Origin of the sequence: Alitiscatomonas sp., assembly GCF_037242085.1 — a bacterium.
GTDB classification, from domain to species: Bacteria; Bacillota; Clostridia; order Lachnospirales; family Lachnospiraceae; genus Alitiscatomonas; species Alitiscatomonas aceti.
This window is the reverse complement of sequence record NZ_JAXXBR010000064.1, coordinates 21625-42897: the sequence shown is the minus strand read 5'-3', so window position 1 is coordinate 42897 and position 21273 is coordinate 21625. Positions and strand designations below refer to the sequence as shown.

Below are 21273 nucleotides of genomic sequence, written 5' to 3'. Positions count from 1 at the left end.
GTGTCCAAGCGTAAGAAAACCCCGGAGCCGAAAGGCTGCCGGGGTTTTTCTGTTGAGTGGAGCTGGGAGCGGCTGCACGGGAGCAGAAAAACGTTTTTAGGGGGAAAACATGAAAGAGAAAAAATTACAGGAGCGGCCATCCTGCTTTTTGCTGGTCTGGCATTGGTGCTGTATTTTCTAAAAAAAGACCCTCTCCGGGAGGTCCATGCTCTCTGGGAGGAGACCATGAGCCGCACAGAGGGAGCCTATGTCCAGACGGTCACGGGAAGCGCCTGGGAGACAAAAGACGCTCCAGGTGGCGAAAATGGGGAGAGACCCGGGGGTACGGAATCATCCACGGCTGTCACAAAGGTATGGTACGGTACGGATGAACGGGGGTTCTGGTACCGGATGGAGCTGTTTCAGAAGGAAAAGGATGGGAGCCTGACGCTTCTTCATATAATGGAGGAGGATGCCGGAGGAAGGACCATGCAGCTGGCGGGATTTCCCGATAAGTCCTCCATGGAGCCCTCTGTAAAGGAAGGAGAGACGCTGTCCCTTAAGACGCTCCTGGGAGGCCTGTGGACGGAGCCAGTGGAAACGAAGGTCCAGAAGGTGGAGAAATACCAGGAGGACCATGGCCTCAGGTATGTGATCCGCCATAAGGTCTTACAGAGCCTATTTCCGGGAACCGAGGGAAAGGAGCTGACCGGGACCATAAACCGGACGGACACGGTAAAGACCGGGCCCGATGGGGCCGTAAAGGAATTTGTGATCCAGGCAGACAGCGTATACGATGTGTACGAGGAAATGGGGGCCGTTGTGGAATACCAGATCGAATTTTTCAGCGGTGATGAAGCCGGAAATAGGGAGCTGGGATCCGGGACAGGGCCGTCAGAATAGGAACCTGTAATCAGAACAGACATAATAAAAGCAGCGGACGCCTGGAAGCCAGGGCCGCTGCTTTTTAAAGAGAAATATGTGTCAGAGAGCCTGCATGGGCTGCACCGCCTGGATCAGACGGAGCACCTGCTCGGCTGTGTCGGCCATATTTTTTCTGGCGTTTTCTGGATCCATGGCCTCCTCCAGGGTGACGACGGAGCGGAGGATCGGGAAAAAGGCGTCGATCCCGGCATTGTTGCAGGCTGCCGCTTCCCTGGTGACGCTGCCGGAAAAGGCAAGGACCGGCTTATGGAATTCTTTGGCGATCCGGGCCACTCCCACAGGGGCCTTTCCCATGACGGTCTGGCCGTCCAGACGGCCCTCTCCGGTGATCACCAGGTCGGCATCCTTCACATACTCCCGCAGCTTCGTTTCCTCCAGAACGATCTGGATCCCGGATTCCAGGACTGCGCGGGTGAAGGTTAAAAAGGCAAAGCCCAGTCCGCCGGCGGCTCCTGTGCCTGGAAACTCCGGGTCTGCCTTGGGATTCCATTTCCCGGCGATCTCTGCAAAATGGGCAAGCCCCCGGTCCATGACCTGGACCATGGCTTCATCGGCTCCCTTCTGGGGACCATAGACGGCGCTGGCTCCCCTGGGGCCGCAGAGGGGGTTATTGACGTCGCAGGCGATCCGGAAGGTACATTCCGAAAGCTCCGGCAGGACGTGCTCGGAGGAGATGGATGCGATCTGTGCCAGCCCCTGGGCTCCCGGAGGGATCTGGTTTCCGTCCCGGTCCAGGATCCCATATCCCAGGGCCTGGAGCATTCCTGCGCCTCCGTCATTGGTGGCGCTGCCGCCGATGCCCACGATGAATCTGCGGCAGCCCTTCTGGATGGCAGCCCGGATCACCTCACCGACCCCAAAGGTGGTGGTTTTCATAGGATCCTTTTCTGCATCCGGAACCAGGGTGATCCCGGCGGCTCCAGACATTTCAATGATAGCCGTGCCGCTTTCCGGAAGGATGCCATACTGGCAGTCCACAGGCCTTCCCATGGGACCGGTGACGGTTACTGTTTCCAGGGTGCCTCCCATGCCGCAGGCCAGGGCCTCCACGGTCCCTTCCCCTCCGTCGGCCAAAGGCCGGACGTTTACAGCGGCGTCTTTGTATACACGCCGGATCCCTTCTTCAATGGCATGGCCGGCCTCCAGGGAAGAGAGGCTGCCCTTCAGGGAATCAATGGCAATGGTAATATTCATAATACTCTCCTTAAGATTGTTGCTTTTCCATAACAAAGTTGGTAAGTAGGATGCCCTGGCGTTCCACCTGCTGTTCCTTTATGAGCCGGTAGCCCCGTTTTTCAAAAAAGGGTCTGGCGGTGATGGAAGCGTGGGTGGTGATGAGACCGGAAACAGACGACTCCAGCCGGTCGCAGAGGACAGAGGCAATGCCTTTTCCCTGGAAATCCCTGTGGACGTACAGCCGGTCCAGGTATCCGGAGGGATCCATGTCTCCAAATCCGGTAATAACGCCGTTTTCCTCAGCCACCAGAGTAAAATGCGCCGTCAAAGAGCGGTCCCACGCTTCCAGGTCTACGGTTCCTGTGGCCCATGCGTTCAGCTGCTGCTCGGTGTAATTCTTTGCGTTGACCGTGTGGACCGTCTCATAAAATAAGCGGGCCAGGGCCTCGCAGTCCTCTGGCTGATAGGGACGGATGATCATGGATTTTCCTCCTTTTGCACACGGCCCGCGTTTTTCCGCAGGCCGTGAGAATGGATCCTAATATGTATCCAGTGGAGGCATTACGCTGTCCGGCAGCGGGCAGGTGTAATGGCCGCCGTTGCGTTTTGTGACCTCCTTTTTGGCCGCTTCGATGACGTCCGGCCGGTCCATGGTGCGGACACAGGCCAGAGCCATGACCTTGGCGGCGGTTAAAAGGCCCTTATGGGCCAGGGGGCTGCAGGTCTGGGCAACCATCTGCCAGGAATGGCCCACATTGCCGATGCAGGCTGTGGCGATGTTGATATTCAGGGTGGGAGCCGCATAGCCCACATCGCCCACATCGGTGGAGCCGGCAGTCAGCTTGATCTTGTCGGGATTAAAGGGATGGATCTCTGAATCCAGGGGCCGTTCCAGGATCTCCTCCAGCCGGTCCTCACCGAAGACCTCGATGATCTGGCTTTTGATGTTTTCCATGGTCACCGGCGGGTAGGTATTTAAAAATTCCCGGGCCATGGCGTAGTCGTCCTCATCCCATTTAGGCGCGCCTACCTCCTTCATACATTCGTCGGCGACGGCGGCCAGGGCGTTGTTGGGGATATATTCGGTGAAGGCCATGGCCAGCTCGCAGTCCACAGTGGTATCGGTCATAATGGAGGCGCCCCGGGCCACGTTTTTCACACGCTCAAACAGATCCTTTACCTGGGAGACCCATGGAGAACGGACCTCATAGCGGATCACGGCATGGTCCTGGACCACGTTGGGGGCGGTCCCTCCTGCGTCAATGTAGGCGTAGTGGATCCTGGCCTCCGGGATCATATGCTCCCGCAGATAATTGCAGCCCACGTTCATGAGCTCCGCGGCGTCCAGGGCGCTGCGGCCCAGATGGGGAGAACCGCCGGCATGGGAGGAGACGCCTTTAAACTCAAAGTTTGCTCCCATGATGGCATTGCTGTGATTGCATTCCACGGCGTTGATGGTGGCTGGATGCCAGGTGTATACAAAATCCACGTTGTCGAACATCCCGGCCCGGGCCATGAACTGTTTGGATCCGGCGCCTTCCTCGGCGGGGCAGCCGAAGTAGATGATGGTGCCGTCCTTTTTATTTTCCACCAGATATTCCTTTACAGCCAGTACGGCGGCCAGGGAACCGGTGCCCAGGGCGCTGTGCCCGCAGCCGTGGCCAGGCGCTCCGGCTTCCACCGGCTCCTTCCGGGGGGAGGCGGCCTTCTGGCTCAGGGAGGAGAGAGCGTCATATTCCCCCAGGATGCCCATGACCGGCTTTCCGGAACCGTAGGAGAAGGTTCCTGTGAAGCAGGTGGGGATCCCGGCGTCTCCAGTGGTGACTGAAAAGCCCTCGTCCTTCAGGATCTGGCAGAGGAGGTCCGCAGAACGGGTCTCATGGTAGGCAAGCTCCGCGTATTCCCAGATCCTGTCGTTGGCGTCCAGGATCATCTGGGATTTCTGGTCGATGACATGTTCGAGAAACTCCAGGTCTTTCATCATATATTCCGTCCTTTCTGTACACATTATAGAATCTATTATAAAACCAGATCCATGTTAAGTAAATAATAAGATGAAACTTTCAATCGGCTTTCAATAGGCCTGCGGATGAGACTGTTTACTGGCCCACCAGTGAGCGGAGGCAGGATTTCTGACAATTCAGCTCCGGGCCGCCGCGGCGATTTCTGCGGCAATCCTGCGGCAGCCATTTACCAGGGACTGCCAAAATGGTATAATGTCTGAGATAACAGACATTATACCATCGCGCATCTGGTTTCTGCGCACACCGCAGGAATCCAGGCGCACAATTCCCCCGGAGGGGTACCGTGTCCGATGGATGGACAGATGAGGAGCCGGCTCTGGAAAAAGGAGGAATGCCAATGGCAAAACGGATCTACGTGGCTGACGATGAAAAAAATATCTGCTTTCTGATCCAGAATTTTCTGGAAAAAGAGGGCTTTGAGGTAAGATGCTTTGAGGACGGGGAATCGATCCTGGCGGCCTGTGAGGAGCAGATGCCGGATCTCTGTATCCTGGACGTGATGATGCCGGGAATGGACGGGCTGACCGTATGTACCAGGATCCGGCAGAAGAGTCATGTGCCGATCATTATCGTTTCGGCCAAGGACTCTCCTCTGGACCGGATCACCGGGATCACTTTGGGAAGTGACGACTATCTGGTGAAGCCGTTTCTTCCGCTGGAGCTGGTCACCCGGGTCAAGGCCCTGTTCCGCCGGGTGGACGCTTTTTCCGGCCAGGAGGAGGAAAACAGCGAGAACCTGGAGCTGGGGGACATCGTCCTGTACCCGGGCAGGAGGACTGCTAGCCTTAAGGGAGAGGAGTTTGCCCTGACTCCCCTGGAATTCGATTTCTTGCGTCATATGCTGGAGCATCCGGAGCACGCTGCCAGCCGGGATGACCTGTTAAAGGCCCTGTGGAAGGTGGACAGCAAAGAGGTGGACACCAGGGCGGTGGACGATATGGTGAAGCGCCTGCGGAAAAAAATGAAGGAACAGAACAGTGCAGTGAAGATCGAAACTGTATGGGGATATGGGTTCAGACTGACGGCCGGAGGCGATGAATGAAGCTGAGTATCCGCATGAAGATCTTCCTCCCGGTGGTGATCCTTCTGATCGGCTTTCCTCTGGCTACCTGGGCGACACTCCGGTATTCCCTGGAGGTCCATATGAACTTCAACGCCCGCAGGGACCTGGAGGCGATGGTAAGGACTGTGGATGGGGTCCTGGAGGAGCCGGAGGACGGCGAAGAAGGGGATACGGTCTTAAGCCGTCTGAGGGATGCGGTCCAGACCGGAGCCGGGGAGGCCCGGATGCTTGTGGTCAGTGAGAAATACCGGGTGGTATATCCAAAAAACTTTGACGACCAGGCGGATATGTCCCAGATCTACTCGGCCTTTCTGAATGCGGCCACAGATGATGAAAGCTTCTGGGAGCAGGATAAGATCCTGGAGGAGACCATAGAGGAAAAGGAATATCTTCTATATTATAAGTATGTGACGCCTTCAGAACGGGAAAAGGACCAGAAGGTGCGCCACATCCTCCTGTACTGTCCGGTCCATGACACAACGGCCATGATGGATCAGATCACACGGGTGGTGCTTCTGACCATGAGCGTCATCGCCGCCGCTGCCATCGCCTTATTCTGGCTGGTGGCCGGCAGTATTTCCGTACCGGTCCAGCGGCTCTGTGAAGCCGCCAGGGGGATCGGTGAGAAAAAATTCAAGAGAGTGGAGACCGGGGCCACGGTGAAGGAGCTGTGCGAGCTGGAGGGCGAGATCAACCATATGCAGGAGAAGCTGGCCCAGGCAGACCAGGCGGAGCGCACATTTTTCCAGAACGCTTCCCATGAGCTTCGGACGCCGCTCATGTCCATCAGCGGCTATGCCCAGGGGATCCAGTGCGGGGTATTTGAGGATGTGGCCCAGGCGGCCTCCGTGATCCTGGATGAGAGCACCCGGCTCACAGAGGTAGTGGACGGGATCCTTACGCTGACCAGGATGGACCAGCTTAGATACCAGGTGGTTCCGGTGGAGCTGGCAGTCAACGGCTTCATCGAAGAGCGGCTGGAGTGTCTGGAGGGCTTTGCCTACTCAAAAAACATAAAGCTGGTATTTCAGCCGGGGGAGGAGCATAAGATCATTACTGACGCCATGCTCCTGGAGCGGGCGTTCTCCAATGTGATGTCCAACTGTATCCGGTATGCTGGGACCCAGGTGGCTGTGGCGGTGCGGGAAAAGGAGGGGGATATCCTTATTACGGTGACCGACGACGGGCCTGGGTTTCCAGAGGGCGGTACGGAGCATCTGTTTGACCGGTTCTACAAGGGCAAGGGCGGAAACCATGGACTGGGTCTGGCCATTGCAAGGTGCTCCCTGGAGTACATGGGCGGCAGCGTGCGTGCGGCAGACACACAGAAGGGCGCAGAATTTGAGATCACACTGCCGCAGGATTGCCGCAGCTTTGCCCCAGACGAGAGGACAGAAATGTGATACTATGGAACATATAAAGGAGGAAGCGGAATGAAAAGGATATTCTTTATTTTCAGCCTGTTGCTCTGCCTTCTTTCTGTTCCTGTCACCGGATTCGCAGCGGAGACGGATGAGGAACAGGTAAAATACGAGGATGCGACTGCCGATAATATGAAAGAGATGTTAAAGGGCAGTATCGCACTGGATAAGATCAGCGCAGAGAACAAGGAGTCCCTTTTAAACTGGCTGGAAGCAGAAAACAAACCCGAAGAGGCGAAAAAGCTGGTGGATAAGATCCAGAAGCTCCAGGAGGACCAGGAAAAGGACCAGGAGAGTATGGATCCGTATACAAAGGCGAAAAAGACCTGTGATAAGAAGCTGAATGCGGAGGGAGCCAATGCGGCTCTGGAGAATATCATCCGGATCCAGAAAGACCGGCTGGAGGATCAGGAAGAGGTAAAAAAGCTCTGGAAGGACGTGGAAAAGCTGCTGAAAAAGTAGGCCGAGACAGAACAGAGCGGATACTGAAAAGATAAAATGGCTGTGGAGTGGCGGCACTCTGCGGCCATTTTGTGTATTCCGCACAATTTTATCTCTTAAAACACTGGAAATATAAGACAAAGTATGATTAAATAGAAGTAGCGCAGTATCCGGCCGGCCGGAAGGAGGACCGCCTGCGGCGCATGCAGATAAGAAGAAAGAAGGTAACAGTATGGAAACAATGGACGATTTCAGGGAAGAGCTGGAAGCCTCCTTTAAGAAAATACGAGTGGGCGACGTGGTCACAGGTACAGTGATCGACGTGACCGAGGACCAGGTGATCGTGGACCTTAAGACCTACGCGGACGGAGTGATCCGGAAAGAGGATCTGAGCGAGGATCCGGATTTTAATATGCAGGAAGCGGTCCACCCCGGAGATGAGATCACCGCAACGGTGATGGCTACCAACGACGGCGAAGGAAATATGGTCCTTTCAAAGAAAGAGGCCAACGCAGTCCTGGCCTGGGATAAATTAAAGAAGCTGATGGAGGAGCGTACCGTTGTTAAGGTAAAGATCAGCGAGGTGGTCAATGCCGGAGCCGTTGCGTATCTGGAGGGGATCCGCGGCTTTATCCCCGCGTCCCGTCTGTCTGACGAGTATGTGGAGGACTTAAAGGAGTGGGATGGAAAGACCATTGAGGTGACCGTGATCACTGCTGATGAGGAGGAACGCCGTCTGGTGCTTTCAGGACGGGAACCGGCCCGGGAGAAAAAACAGGCGGAAACAAACAGGAAGATCGAAAAGTGTGAGGTGGGAGCTGTTATGAATGGTACAGTGGAGACCATAAAGCCCTATGGCGCCTTCGTGGCCCTGGAGAACGGCCTCACAGGCCTGCTTCATATCTCCCAGATCAGCACCCAGAGGATCAAGCATCCGGGAGCTGTCTTAAAGGAAGGCCAGGAGGTAAGGGTGAAGATCCTTTCCACTGCTGACAATAAGATCAGCCTCAGCATGAAGGTACTGGCAGAGGAAACGGCAGAGGCTGAATCCCACAGCACCTACGATTATAAAGAAGAAGGCCAGGCAAGCACAGGCCTTGCCGCTCTTTTAAAGAATATCAAGTTATAAGACCAGGAAACAGAATATAAGAAAATAGGAAGCAGTTTCCTGCCCTGTGCAGAGAGGGGGCAGCAGTATGACAAAAGATCCAAAATCCTTTGAACAGGTGGACCAGTGGAAAACGACCATGTTTTTATACAGCTCTGCGCTGAAATCGATCAACACCAAGATCGAGATCCTGAACAATGAGTTCATCCAGTTGTATAATTATAACCCCATCGAACATATCACATCCCGGCTGAAAACGCCGTCCAGTATTGTGAAAAAGCTTCAGAACGACGGCATTGACGTTACCATCGATAATATGGTGGAATACTTAAACGATATCGCAGGGATCCGGATCATCTGCTCATTCATGTCGGATATTTATCCCATTGCGGATATGATCGCCCGGCAGGCAGATATCACGGTGCTCCATGTGAAGGACTACATCAAGTATCCCAAATCCAACGGCTACAAGAGCTATCATATGGTGGTGACGATCCCGGTATATCTGACCGATGGAAAGATGGATACAAAGGTCGAGATCCAGATCCGCACCATTGCAATGGATTTCTGGGCTTCCCTGGAGCACAAGATCGCATATAAATTTGAAGGAAACCCGCCGGATTATCTGGAAACAGAGCTGAAGGCCTGCGCCGATATGGTGGATATGCTGGATGCAAAAATGTTTTCCCTGAACCAGGCGATCATGGAGATCGGCCGGACCCGGAGAGAAGAGGCCGAAAAGAAGCTGGAGGAAGAGCGTCTCCAGGAGGAGGCCAGGCAGCAGGCCCAGCGGGCGCGGGAGATCGTGGAAGGACAGAAGGCGGGACAGGGCACGGAACCGGAAAACGGAGGAAAGGCATGAAGGCTGTACTTCAGAGAGTTACGGAAGCGTCCGTCCGCGTGGACGGGGAGGTGATCGGATCCATTGGAAAGGGATTTTTTATCCTCCTTGGCGTATCCGACGAGGACGACGAGGCCGTCGCAGATAAAATGGCAGATAAGATCTGTAAATTAAGGATCTTTGAGGATGAAAATGGAAAGACCAACCTGTCCTTAAAGGATGTGGGAGGGGAGGTGCTGGTGGTGAGCCAGTTCACCCTGTATGCAGACTGCCGGAAGAGAAACCGTCCCAGCTTCATCGGAGCGGGAGCGCCGGCAGAGGCAGACCGGCTTTATGAATATTTCATGGACCGGTGCCGGACCCATGTGGATAGGGTGGAGCATGGAAGATTCGGCGCAGATATGAAGGTATCCCTGGTGAACGACGGGCCCTTCACACTGATGCTGGACAGCAGGGAGCTGTTTAAATAGCGGTCTGGCGGGTCTGCACACAGCTTGTGCGGACCATAAGAACATACAGGTTACGATCCAGATAAAGAGAAAAGAGGAGAGAGCATCATGAATGGAAAAGATTTAGAGAAAGAGCTTTTATGGGAAGCCCCCCACATTGCAAAGGAGGCTCCCGCAGAGAGAGAGGAGGCTTCCGCCTTCTGTGAGGGCTATAAGGCGTTCTTAAACGCCGGAAAGACTGAAAGAGAATGCGTAAAGGCCGCAGTGGAGCTTTTAGAAAAGGCCGGCTACCGGGAATTTGATCCCAAGGCCTCCTACAAGGCTGGAGACAAGGTATACTGGAACAACCGGAAAAAAGCCCTGGCTGCAGCCACCTTCGGAACCCTGGGGATGGAGGAGGGCCTTAGAATGAACGGTGCCCACATCGATTCCCCCAGACTGGACTTAAAGCCCAATCCGCTGTTTGAGCAGGCCGATATCGCTTACTTAAAGCCCCACTACTACGGCGGGATCCGCAAATACCAGTGGGGAGCCACTCCGCTGGCTATGCACGGTGTGGTTGGAAAGAAGAACGGCGAGATGGTGGAGATCTCCATCGGTGAAAAAGAAGGAGAGCCCCAGTTCTGCATCACAGACCTTCTCCCCCACCTGGCCTCTGAGCAGAATGGAAGAAAGCTGGGCGAGGGCTTAAAGGGCGAAGAGTTAAACATCATTGTCGGCTCCATCCCGTTCATGGGCGAGGATGACGAGAAGATCAAGACTCCCGTAAAGCTTATGGCCATGAAGCTGTTAAATGAAATGTACGGGATCACAGAAAAAGACTTTACAAGAGCGGAGATCGAAATGGTACCGGCTTACAAGGCTGTGGATGTGGGCCTGGACAGGAGCCTGGTGGGCGCTTACGGACAGGATGACAGAGTCTGCGCCTATACGGCTCTGATGGCAGAAACGGGGACAAAGGCCCCGGCTCATACGACGCTGACGATCCTGGCTGACAAGGAGGAGATCGGTTCTGCCGGAAACACTGGCCTCAATTCCGATTTCGTGCTCCATATCATTGAGGATCTGTGCCAGACAGCCGGTGCAGATCTGAAAACAGTTTTAAGGGCGTCCCTGTGCCTGTCCTCCGATGTGAACGCAGCATACGATCCCACCTTTGCCTCCGTATACGAGGAGAGAAACTCCAGCGCCATCAATAAGGGCTGTGTTCTCACAAAATATACAGGAGCCAGAGGAAAATCCGGCAGCAACGACGCCAGCGCAGAGACCATGGCCAAGGTGATCCAGATCATGGATGAAAACGGCGTATACTGGCAGACCGGCGAGCTGGGAGCCGTGGACGTGGGAGGCGGCGGAACCATCGCCCAGTTTGTGGCCCATATGGATGTGGATGTGGTGGATCTGGGAGTTCCGATCCTTTCCATGCACGCTCCCTTTGAGCTGGCCTCTAAGCTGGATGTTTACAACACTTATAAAGCATTTAAGGCATTCTACAAATAAGACGGGACATATGCCCCTCCCCGAGGACGACTCTTTTCCTCTGGGGAGGGGATCTGTTTCTGAATGCGGCAGTTCAGCTGTGTATCTTAAAATTCTATGAAATCCCTTTATTTCCCTTTCTGTTTATGGTAAAATCGGCTGAACAGCCATGAAAGGAATTGAGAAAAATGATAAAAAGAAAACTTATAACAGCCGGTTTTGTGATCGCCATGGCAGCCATGGTCATGTCTGGATGCAAGAGCGGAGGTACGGATAAAGAGACAACGGCGGCAGCGGCCGGAGAGACGGCGGGAAGCCAGGAGAGCGGGACTGCCTCTGGTGAAACAAAATCGGAGGAGGAGCTGACCGATGAGGCCAGCCTGGAGCTGGGAAATTATAAGGGGCTGACCCTTACGGCCGTGAAGGCTGGAGTGACCGACGAGGACCTGGAGGCGGAGCTGGAAAACCTGAAGGGACAGTATCCGGCGGAGGTCACCGGACGTGCAGCTAAACTGGGCGATGTGGCCAATATTGACTACGTAGGGACCAAGGACGGCGAGGCCTTTTCCGGCGGGACTGCGGAGGGCTTTGACCTGGCCCTGGGAAGCGGCACCTTCATCGACGGTTTTGAGGACGGCGTTGTGGGAATGAACGTGGGAGAGGAAAAAGACCTGAACCTCACATTCCCGGAAAATTATAAGAGTGCAGATCTGGCGGGACAGGAAGTGGTATTCCATGTGACCCTGAATGCCATTAAGAACGCAGAGGAGACCGCCATTGATGATGCTCTGGCAAAAAGAGCTATGGACGACGAGAACGCTACCCTGGACCAGTTAAGGAGCCAGGTGTATGGCGGCCTCGAAAACCAGGCGGAGAGCAATTTCTTTAATGAGGCTGGAAGCGAGCTCTTAAACCAGGCCATTGAAAATTCCAAGGTCACCTGCGATCCTGACGCTGTGGACGATATGTATGACCAGCTTGTGACCACATACACTGCCTATGCAGGCCAGTATGGAATGGAGCTGGAGGAGTTCTTAAGTATGTTCCTTCAGACCGATAAGGCGGGCTTACGGGCCACTGCGGAGAACCTGGTGAAGCAGGAGATGGTGCTCAACGCCATTATTGAAGCCGAGGGGATCAAGGCTACGGATGAGGAAAAGGATAAGCTGGCCCAGATGAATTATTTTGCCGACGCCGAAGAGATGGTCTCCACCTACGGGGAGGAGTCTGCCAACCGTCTGTTCCAGATGGGAGCCGCGTATTACTATCTGATCGACAATGCCGTACAGGGAGCGCCTGCCGGGGCAGGGGAGACTGTGGAAGGCCATACAGAATCCCAGGCAGCAGAGACGACGGCTCCTTAGGAAATGGATGCGGATACCATATGAAAAGAAAAGCCTTATTTTTTGATATTGACGGAACGCTTCTGAGCGATCATAAAAAGGAGCTGCCGGAAAGCGCGGCCCGGGTCATTGCCCAGGCGCGCCGGGCGGGCCATCTGGTATTTATCAATTCTGGACGGGCCAGGTGCCTGATGCAGGAGGTGGAGGCGGCTCTCCCGGTGGACGGTTACCTCTGCGGCTGCGGTACATACCTGGAGATCCAGGGGAAAAAGGTCCTCCACCATGTGATCGGGAGAGAGCGGAGGCTGGAGCTCCAGAAGAGCATCCTGACCCATGATCTGGATGGGATCCTGGAAGGGCCGGAGGGCTGTGCCGTACAGAGCCAGGTTTCCCGTCTGGAGGAGATGGAGCGGGTCAAGGAGCTGTTTATAAAAAGTGGTGTGGTCCGTCCGTGGGACTGGAAGAAGGAAGCGGCGGAGTTTGATAAATTCTGTGTTCTGGCAGATGAAAAGAGTGATGTGGACGGATTCTTAAGATCCCTGGCTCCGGATATGGCGTACATAGACCGGGGACGCGGGCTTTATGAATGTGTACCCGCAGGCTATGACAAGGCCACGGCCATGGAATTTATCCTGAAGTATTTCCGGATCCCCCGGGAGGAATCCTATGCCTTTGGAGACAGCGCCAACGATCTGGCTATGATCCAGTATGCCGGACATTCGGTGATCATGGGGCAGCATGACAGGATCCTGGAACCCTATGCATCTTTTATCACGAGAAATGTGGAAGATGATGGAATTGCATTCGCTTTCGAGAAACTTAAAATTGTCTAATTTCAATAAAAAAATATAATTTATGTCGAAAATTGCGAGCGATTTTCCTTCACTTAATGAAAGAAATGTATTAAGATAGGCTTGCGCACATGACGAATGCGAAGGGGGCCAGACGATGAGAATGGAGGAACGGCTTGCTGCTCTGGAGTATGAGAACAGAAAACTCCGGGCAGACAACGAAAAGCTTCATGCCATCCTGAAACAGATGCAGATCACGCTGAACCGGCTGATCAGCTGCTATATTGTTGAAGCCAGACGATGAATGACTGAAATGGGAAAAGGGGCGCTGACCTGTATGGCAGCAGCCCCTTTCTGGAACGGATCAGCGGATGATCCCGTTGGTATCGGTGACCCATATCTTTCCGTTGGCGTCTTTGAAGTCTTTATGCCCCCGTCCCAGCTCCGGCTTTTCAGAGGAGGTGGAGGAAGAGGAGGCTCTCTGGATATTTCCGGTGGTATTAACAAGATAAGAGGTTCCGTTTAAGTCTGCGGGAGCATACCGCTGGTCCGCAGGCGCGTCCTGACGTTTTCCGTAGACATAGAGCACGTTGTCCTTCAGTCCGTGGTAGCCCTGGCCCTTTTTCTCACCATCCGTGTGGAAGAGCCAGCTTTCGGTCTCTCCAGTTTCTTCATTATAGATATTCTGCTTTCCTGTCTTCATGACGCCGTCGTCGCCAAAGAAGAAGTTGGCGATGGAGTCTCCTTCCAGGTTTACGACCTGGCGGCCAGTCTGCATTTCACCCAGCTCGTTGAACGCATATTTTTTTCCCTGGATCGTAAAAAGCTCGTTTCCTTTTCTGGAGGCGTGATATGGGCGGCCTTCTTTAAAATAGAAGGTAAAGGTCTCGTCTGTCTGATGGATCCCCTGAATCCCTTCCATGATCCGCCATCCCTCGGCACGTTTTCCGTCGCCGTCCTTTCCATAATACTGATAATCCGCAATGGAGGCGGAGGCGGCGTTGCTGTCTGTGGAAACCTCTGTTTCCGGCATCTTCACCCAGCCCGTCTGCATCTTCCCGTCGATGAAGGTATAATAGTCGTCGCCGATCTTTTTGTCATACTGGTTTTCTACCATCCTTCCATCGGAATTAAAATAATGCCAGCTTTCGGAGGCTCCGGGACTGGAAGCGTTTTCCTCCAGCTTCACCCAGCCGGTCTTCATGCGTCCGTCGGTTTCACCGCCCAGGTAATAGACGGCTCCGTCGATGACGGTCTTACCAGTGGCCATGTGGCCGGATTCGTTGAAATAATACCAATTTTCATTTAATTTTATCCATTTAGAAATAACAGATTTTCCGTTTTTATCAAAATAGTACCAATATGAAGCCGGAGTTTCCGGGGAGTCCATTTCGTCCTCATTCTGGAGCTCCACCCAGGTGTTTTTCACCATTTTTCCGTCTTCCCCCACGTAATAATCGTCGATCTTCTGGTTTCTGGCGATGGAGCCCTCCTCGTCCAGATAATACCAGTCGTCTCCGTTCTTTCTCCAGGAATCCGTGGTGAGATACCCGTCCTCATCGTAGTAGGCCAGCTGGCCGTTTTCCTCAGTCCAGCCATAAGAAGCGGCCAGTACCCTGCCTGTGTGGTCCAGGCCGGAAAAGGCAGGGGTCAGGGCCATAATGGCAGCGGCAGACAGAACTGCAAAATATTTTGTCTGTTTTTTCATAATCGATTCTCTCCTTTTTGTGGTCCGCACCAGAAAATGCGGGCGGTTGTTCCTTACGCGGTGATTATAACAGCGGTTTATGGGAGAAATCCAGTGAGGGTTGCTGGCAGAGCTGCCAGTCTGTGACAGATACCGGGAGCCCCTGCAATGAATGACTGGACTGGACGGGTGTGATGTGGTACAATGTCTGCAAAGCGGACATTGTACCGCGTGTCTGAAGGAACAGGTATATCATGTACAGGCGCAGTGCGCTGGAGAGGAGTATACGTTTTTATGAGAATGAAAGTTTCCGACTACATTGCAAGGAAGCTGGTGGATGAGGGGATTTCTGATGTATTCATGGTCACCGGAGGCGGGGCCATGCATCTGGACGACGGCCTGGGCCATGAGCCGGGCCTCCACTGCACCTTTAACCACCATGAGCAGGCGTGTGCCATTGCGGCGGAATGCTACGCCAGGATCCACAATAAGATCGCTGCGGTCTGCGTGACCACAGGACCAGGCGGGACCAACGCCATCACCGGCGTGGTGGGCGGCTGGCTGGATTCCATCCCCATGCTGATCCTGTCCGGACAGGTCCGCTACGATACCACAGCCAGGAGCACAGGCCTTGGGATCCGCGCACTGGGAGACCAGGAGTTTGAGATCACAAAGGCCATTGACTGCATGACAAAATATTGTGAAATGGTCATCGATCCCATGCGGATCCGCTTCTGCCTGGAAAAGGCCCTGTATCTGGCCCAGACCGGAAGACCCGGCCCCTGCTGGCTGGATATCCCCTTAAACGTCCAGGGAGCATATGTGGAGACAGAGGAGCTTTTGGGCTTTGATAAAAACGATTACGAGGCAGGCGGCACCGGCTGGTCCGTCCATGGCTCCGGCTGCGACGGCTGCGGTCTCTGTGCAGGAAAGCTGATCCAGGGAAAACCTGCCATGATCCCAGAGGATGAGGCTGGAAAAGGTGAAAAGAGAGAGCTGCTTCCGCCGTCCGTATCCCTGGATCTGGCCAGAGAGATCGTGAAAAAGGTGAGAGAGGCCAAGCGTCCTGTGATCAATGCCGGAAACGGCATCCGTATCGGAAAGGCCTTTGACGTATTCCAGAGAGTGGTTGAAATGCTGGGGATCCCGGTGGTCACCGGCTGGAACAGCCTGGACTGCATGTACGACTCCCATCCCCTTTATGTGGGCCGGGCGGGCCATATGGGCGACCGTCCCGGAAACTTCGCCGTACAAAACTGTGATCTTCTCCTGTCCCTGGGAAGCCGTCTTTCCATCCGTCAGGTGGGCTACAACTATCCGACCTGGGCAAGGGAAGCTTATGTGATCTATAATGATATCGATGCAGAGGAATTAAAGAAGCCCACAGTCCATGTGGATATGCCGGTCCATGCCGATGTAAAGGATCTTCTGGAGAAGATGGAAATGGTCCTGGAGGTAGAGGCTGTGTCCGCAGACGGAGGCCCCAAAGATAAGGAAGCTGTGGACTGGTGGATCTCCCGCTGCCAGCAGTGGAAGGAAAAATATCCGGTGGTGCTCCCGAAGCACTATGAAGCCGGAGAGGATCAGCCGGCCAACATCTATGCCGCCATCAAGGAGATCAGCAGAAGGGCTGAGGAGGATCAGATCACTGTGGTCGGAAACGGTTCCCCCTGCGTGGTGGGCGGTCATGCCTACGAGATGAAGAAGGGGCAGCGGTTCATCAGCAACTCTGCCATCGCTTCCATGGGCTATGACCTTCCGGCGGCCATCGGCGCCTGTCTGGCAGACCATACAAAGGATATCATCCTGGTGACCGGCGACGGCAGCATCCAGATGAACCTGCAGGAGCTGCAGACCATCATCCACAACCATCTGCCAATTAAGATCTTCCTGATCAACAACGGCGGCTATCATTCCATCCGCCAGACCCAGAAGACCCACTTCCATGAGCCGTTGGTGGGCATCGGCGTGGACAGCGGAGACTTAAGCTTCCCGTCCATGGAGAAGCTGGCCTGGGCATACGGCTATCCATACGTGGCCGCCCATCACAATTCCCAGCTGGGAGAGGCTGTGGAACAGACTCTGGCCACAGACGGTCCTGTGATCTGTGAGATCTTTGTGGATATGGAGCAGAATTTTGAACCCAAGGCTGCTGCCAAGATGCTGCCGGACGGAACCATGGTCTCCGTGCCTCTGGAGGATCTGGCCCCCTTCCTTCCGGAAGAGGAGCTGGCAGAAAACATGATCATTCCCATGATCAAGCCCCAGTAAAGCCCCATTAGGAGAAGTATATGAGAATCGTTATCACCGGCGCCACAAGTTTTGTTGGCGCCGCTGCCATTCAGGAACTTTTAGAAAACGGTCATGAGGTGTACGCCGTGGTCCGTCCGTCCTCCAGGAAGCTGGAGACACTGACCGGCCAGGAAGCCGGGAAAAATGCCTTAAGGGAGGGGCGTCTGCACATTGTGGAAAATGACCTTTCCGCCCCGGAGCTTCTGACAGAGAAGATCCAGGGCTCCTGCGACGCCTTCTGTCATTTTGGCTGGGGCGGATCCGGAAGCGGGGCCAGGACCGGGGAGCAGCTCCAGGAGGAAAATCTGCGGGCCTCCCTGGATACGGTCCGGGCTGCAAAGGCGCTGGGCTGCCGGCGGTTCCTGTTTTCCGGCTCCCAGGCGGAGTACGGAATGCATCAGACCAGGATGACGGAGGAAACGGAATGCGCGCCCAGATCGGCCTATGGAGAAGCCAAGCTCCGGATGCGGAGACAGGGAGAGGCGCTTTGTAAGGAACTGGGGATACGCTATATCCACCTCAGGATCTTCAGTGCCTACGGTCCTGGCGACCATCCGTGGACGCTGGTGGAATCCTGCCTGGACGCCTTTACTGGAAATGCGGCCCTTTCTCTGGGGGCCTGCACCCAGAAATGGAATTTTATTTACATTACCGATCTGGCAAAGGCGGTGCGGGCGCTTTTGGAGACGCCGGAAGCGGCCTTTGAGGGACTCGGAAATCCGGTCTTTAACGTGGCCGGGGACGATACCAGGCCATTAAAAGAGTTCGTGGAGGAGATCCACAGGCTCTGCAAAGGAGGCGGAAACTGCCTGTACGGAGACAGGAAGGAGAACGCCGAAGGGGCCGTTAATCTGATCCCGGATATTGGAAAGATCTGCCGGATCACCGGCTGGAAACCGGAGACGGCCTTTGGAGAAGGGATAAAAAAGACCCTGGAAAGCCGATAAATATTGACAAATCCTTTTTTTTGGATACAATGATAAAAGCTAAAGGTACTAAACGGCGAAACGCCGAGTAAAAGAAAGAGACAGACACAAAATGAAAAAAATCAGCGTATTGATCCCATGCTACAACGAAGAAGAAAACGTGGGACCCATCAGCGATGCCGTCATCGACATCATTACCCGCGAACTTCCCATGTACGACTATGAGCTGGTGTTCATTGACAACGACTCCACGGACAGCACAAGACCTCTTCTGCGGGAGCTGTGCAAAAAGAACCCGAAGATCAAGGCTATTTTCAATGCCCGGAATTTCGGTCAGTTCAATTCGCCGTATTATGGGATCCTCCAGGTGACAGGCGACTGCGTGATCTCCATGGTGGCCGACTTCCAGGATCCGGTGGAGCTGATCCCCCAGTATGTCCATGAGTGGGAGAACGGCTATAAGATCGTCATCGGCATCAAGACCAGCAGCAAGGAGAATCCGTTCATGTACTGGCTCAGGAGCTGCTACTATAAGCTGATCCGCCGTCTTTCTGACGTGGAGCAGATCGAGCACTTCACCGGCTCCGGCCTTTACGACCGCCAGTTCATCGAGGTGTTAAGGAACCTGGACGACCCGACGCCGTTTTTGCGCGGCATCGTGGCGGAGCTGGGCTTTAAGCGGAAGGAGATCCCCTACGAACAGCCGAAACGCCGGGCCGGAAAGACCCATAACAATTTTTACCGCTTGTTTGATGCGGCCATGCTGAGCTTCACTTCTTATACGAAGGCAGGGCTGCGGCTGGCGACGTTCTTTGGCGGGTTCTGTGCGGCTGCAAGCTTCGTTATCGGCATCATCTACCTGGTGATGAAGCTGTTATACTGGGATCGTTTTGCTGCCGGCATGGCGCCGCTTCTCATCGGCGTGTGCTTTCTGGGATCAGTACAGATCTTTTTCATTGGCCTTCTGGGCGAATATATCATGAGCATCAACACCCGCGTCATGCACCGTCCTCTGGTGATCGAGGAGGAGCGGATCAACTTCGGCGGCGGACAGGACGGGGAAGCAGGATCAGAGGAGTAATATGAAATATAGCGTAGACGTGGTGCGTATCCGCGAGAACGCCATCCAGCTCAACGGATGGGCCATAGGAAAAACGCCGGAATCGAAGATCACATATGAGGTAGAGGACGGGGACCACAGGCCCCTGGATTTCAAATACGTGTCCACCAGGCGGGACGACGTGAGCCAGATCTACTTTAAAAAGACCGTGGACCAGGACCTGGGCTTTGACATCCAGTTTCCCTATGAGAGAGGACGGGACTATTATCTGGTCATCAGCGGCGACGGAAGGAAGGTCCGGGTAAGGTATAACGAGGAGCTGATCGCAAAGCGTTCCAGCGTGGCCCATAAGAGACGCCAGAAGATCCTGGACCTGATGAACATGGAAACGGTCCATGTGGCCTGGGATTTCTTTAAGGAAAACGGCTTAAAGGCCCTGATCGTGAAATCAAAGCATAAGCTCCAGGGGATCGACAGCGATTATGATTACAGCGAGTGGCAGGAGCTGACAAAGCCCTCAGCGGAGGAGCTGGAGGCCCAGCGGAAGGCCGTATTCCCGTATATGCCGAAGTTTTCCATTGTGATCCCCGTTTATAAGACTCCGGAAAAATATCTGAAGGAAATGCTGGACTCCATCCTGTCCCAGACCTATGGAAACTGGGAGCTCTGCATCGCCGACGGAAGTCCGGCCGGAGAGAGCGTGGAGCGGATCTTAAAGGCATATGCCAGGAAGGACTCCAGGATCCGGTATAAAATCCTGGGAGAGAACCTGGGCATCTCCGGAAACACCAACGCGGCCCTGGAGATGGCAGAGGGAGATTACATCGTCCTGGCGGATCATGACGATATCGTAACAGAAAATGCCCTGTATGAGTGCGCGAAGGCGGTGAACGAAAATCCGGGGGCAGATGTGCTCTATTCCGACGAGGACAAGCTGGATATGGACGGCGGAGCCTTATTTGATCCCCATTTTAAGCCGGATTTCAACCCGGACCTTTTAACCAGTGTCAACTATATCTGCCACCTGTTCTTAGCAAAGAGGGAGCTGGTGGAAAAGACCGGGGGCTTTTGTCAGGAGTTTGACGGGGCCCAGGATTATGATTTCATTTTCCGCTGCACGGAGCAGGCAGAGCGGATCGTCCACATCCCTATGGTCTTATATCACTGGCGCTGTCACCAGGATTCCACGGCCAGCAACCCGGAGAGCAAGCTCTATGCCTTTGAGGCAGGAGCCCGCGCCATCATGGCCCATTATGAGCGGATGGGGATAAAAGCGGAAAAGGTAGAAAAGGGTGTGGATTACGGGATCTATCATACCACGTTCCAGCTGGACGGAGAGCCCCTGGTATCGGTGATCATCCCCAATAAGGACCACCGGGCAGACCTGGACGCCTGTATCCGTCCCATGCTCCAGAAGGGGACGTATAAAAACCTGGAATTTATCGTGGTGGAAAATAACAGCGCAGAGCCGGAGACCTTCCAGTATTATGAGGAGATCCAGAAGGAGTTTTCCAATGTCCATGTGGTGCGCTGGGAGCGGGAGTTCAACTATTCCGCCATCAACAACTTCGGAGTGACCTTTGCAAAGGGAGAATATCTCCTGTTCATGAACAACGACATCGGGATGATCGCGGAGAACTTTGTGGAAGAGATGCTGGGCTTCTGCCAGCGGGGCGACGTGGGGATCGTGGGAGCCAGACTCCTTTATGAGGACGACACGATCCAGCACGCCGGCGTGGTCATCGGCTTCGGCGGCATCGCCGGCCATACCTTTATCGGCCTCCATAAGGCGGAAAACAGCTATTTCCACCGGGCCATGTGCGCCCAGGATTACAGCGCCGTCACTGCGGCCTGTATGATGAGCAAAAAATCAGTGTTTGAGGCAGTGGGCGGCTTCACTGAGGAGCTGGCTGTGGCCTTCAATGATATTGATTACTGCATGAAGGTGCGGGAACAGGGAAAGCTGGTGGTATACGCTCCATACGCGGTGCTGCACCATTACGAGTCCAAGTCCCGGGGCCTGGAGGATACGCCGGAGAAGGTGGCCAGGTTCAACCGGGAGGTGGCTGTCTTTGCCAGGAGATGGCCGGAGATCCTGAAAAACGGGGATCCGTACTATAATCCCAATCTGACCCTGCGGAAGTCTGATTTTTCCCTGCGGGATCTGAAAAAGGAGAAGATCGGAGAGCCGTATAAGCTGGAGCTGCCGGAATCCGCAGAGTAGCGGGAATTTTTGGAGACCAGTGGA

At 54.4% G+C, this 21273-nt stretch carries 19 protein-coding genes; 15 read left to right on the top strand and 4 right to left on the bottom strand.

Annotated elements, in window-relative coordinates; translation table 11 throughout:
* Window positions 1–225: 225 nt before the first annotated feature.
* Window positions 226–882 (top strand): hypothetical protein, encoded by a 657-nt coding sequence (locus WIH05_RS05400; RefSeq protein ID WP_337425074.1) that lies wholly within the window; start codon window positions 226–228, stop codon window positions 880–882.
* 81 nt (window positions 883–963) lie between these two features.
* Here the strand turns inward: WIH05_RS05400 and WIH05_RS05395 are convergent, their stop codons facing one another.
* Genes WIH05_RS05395 through WIH05_RS05385 form a run of 3 tightly spaced genes read right to left on the bottom strand, consistent with a single transcriptional unit; the run spans window position 964 to window position 4084 of the window.
* Window positions 964–2118 carry a glycerate kinase gene (locus WIH05_RS05395; RefSeq protein WP_337425073.1) on the bottom strand — a complete coding sequence of 385 codons (1155 nt, stop codon included), beginning with the start codon at window positions 2116–2118 and terminating at the stop codon, window positions 964–966.
* 10 nt (window positions 2119–2128) lie between these two features.
* Window positions 2129–2581, bottom strand: a complete 453-nt coding sequence (locus tag WIH05_RS05390; RefSeq protein ID WP_337425072.1) for a GNAT family N-acetyltransferase — start codon at window positions 2579–2581, stop codon at window positions 2129–2131.
* A gap of 57 nt (window positions 2582–2638) precedes the next feature.
* Entirely contained in the window at window positions 2639–4084 is a 1446-nt protein-coding gene (locus WIH05_RS05385) for an amidohydrolase (RefSeq protein WP_262427349.1), read from the bottom strand.
* A 377-nt stretch (window positions 4085–4461) separates the two neighbouring features.
* Between WIH05_RS05385 and WIH05_RS05380 the strand changes: the two genes are divergently transcribed.
* The 10 genes from WIH05_RS05380 to WIH05_RS05335 all read left to right on the top strand — a co-directional run bounded on the left by WIH05_RS05380 (window position 4462) and on the right by WIH05_RS05335 (window position 13364).
* Window positions 4462–5166 (top strand): response regulator transcription factor, encoded by a 705-nt coding sequence (locus WIH05_RS05380; protein WP_337425071.1) that lies wholly within the window; start codon window positions 4462–4464, stop codon window positions 5164–5166.
* Entirely contained in the window at window positions 5163–6590 is a 1428-nt protein-coding gene (locus WIH05_RS05375) for a HAMP domain-containing sensor histidine kinase (RefSeq protein WP_022273896.1), read from the top strand. The genes WIH05_RS05380 and WIH05_RS05375 overlap by 4 nt, the downstream gene beginning before the upstream one ends.
* 30 nt (window positions 6591–6620) lie before the next feature.
* Entirely contained in the window at window positions 6621–7070 is a 450-nt protein-coding gene (locus WIH05_RS05370; RefSeq protein WP_022273897.1) for a hypothetical protein, read from the top strand.
* 211 nt (window positions 7071–7281) lie between these two features.
* Window positions 7282–8178 carry a S1 RNA-binding domain-containing protein gene (locus WIH05_RS05365; RefSeq protein WP_022273898.1) on the top strand — a complete coding sequence of 299 codons (897 nt, stop codon included), beginning with the start codon at window positions 7282–7284 and terminating at the stop codon, window positions 8176–8178.
* A gap of 67 nt (window positions 8179–8245) precedes the next feature.
* Entirely contained in the window at window positions 8246–9019 is a 774-nt protein-coding gene (locus tag WIH05_RS05360; RefSeq protein ID WP_022273899.1) for a GTP pyrophosphokinase family protein, read from the top strand.
* A complete protein-coding gene (dtd, locus tag WIH05_RS05355) occupies window positions 9016–9468 on the top strand; it encodes a D-aminoacyl-tRNA deacylase (protein ID WP_337425070.1) in 453 nt (150 codons plus the stop codon). The genes WIH05_RS05360 and dtd overlap by 4 nt, the downstream gene beginning before the upstream one ends.
* An 87-nt stretch (window positions 9469–9555) precedes the next feature.
* Window positions 9556–10947 (top strand): aminopeptidase, encoded by a 1392-nt coding sequence (locus tag WIH05_RS05350; RefSeq protein WP_022273901.1) that lies wholly within the window; start codon window positions 9556–9558, stop codon window positions 10945–10947.
* Between the two features lie 167 nt (window positions 10948–11114).
* Entirely contained in the window at window positions 11115–12290 is a 1176-nt protein-coding gene (gene tig, locus WIH05_RS05345) for a trigger factor (RefSeq protein WP_022273902.1), read from the top strand.
* 20 nt (window positions 12291–12310) lie between these two features.
* Window positions 12311–13102, top strand: coding sequence for an HAD-IIB family hydrolase (locus WIH05_RS05340; protein WP_337425069.1), 792 nt, complete (start codon window positions 12311–12313; stop codon window positions 13100–13102).
* Window positions 13103–13217: 115 nt separating this feature from the next.
* Entirely contained in the window at window positions 13218–13364 is a 147-nt protein-coding gene (locus tag WIH05_RS05335) for a hypothetical protein (RefSeq protein ID WP_022273904.1), read from the top strand.
* Window positions 13365–13424: 60 nt separating this feature from the next.
* On the opposite strand, the gene WIH05_RS05330 is transcribed toward WIH05_RS05335, so the two are convergent.
* A complete protein-coding gene (locus tag WIH05_RS05330) occupies window positions 13425–14768 on the bottom strand; it encodes a cell wall-binding protein (RefSeq protein WP_215654694.1) in 1344 nt (447 codons plus the stop codon).
* A gap of 273 nt (window positions 14769–15041) precedes the next feature.
* On the opposite strand from WIH05_RS05330, the gene WIH05_RS05325 reads away from it, so the two are divergent.
* From WIH05_RS05325 to WIH05_RS05310, 4 genes are all read left to right on the top strand, one after another.
* Entirely contained in the window at window positions 15042–17018 is a 1977-nt protein-coding gene (locus tag WIH05_RS05325) for a thiamine pyrophosphate-binding protein (RefSeq protein ID WP_022273906.1), read from the top strand.
* Between the two features lie 20 nt (window positions 17019–17038).
* Window positions 17039–17986: an NAD(P)-dependent oxidoreductase gene (locus tag WIH05_RS05320; protein ID WP_022273907.1), complete on the top strand. Its 948-nt coding sequence runs from the start codon at window positions 17039–17041 to the stop codon at window positions 17984–17986.
* Window positions 17987–18077: 91 nt separating this feature from the next.
* Window positions 18078–19046, top strand: coding sequence for a glycosyltransferase family 2 protein (locus WIH05_RS05315; RefSeq protein WP_022273908.1), 969 nt, complete (start codon window positions 18078–18080; stop codon window positions 19044–19046).
* A gap of 1 nt (window position 19047) precedes the next feature.
* Complete coding sequence (locus WIH05_RS05310) at window positions 19048–21249, top strand: glycosyltransferase family 2 protein (protein WP_022273909.1); 2202 nt, start codon at window positions 19048–19050, stop codon at window positions 21247–21249.
* Window positions 21250–21273: the final 24 nt, after the last annotated feature.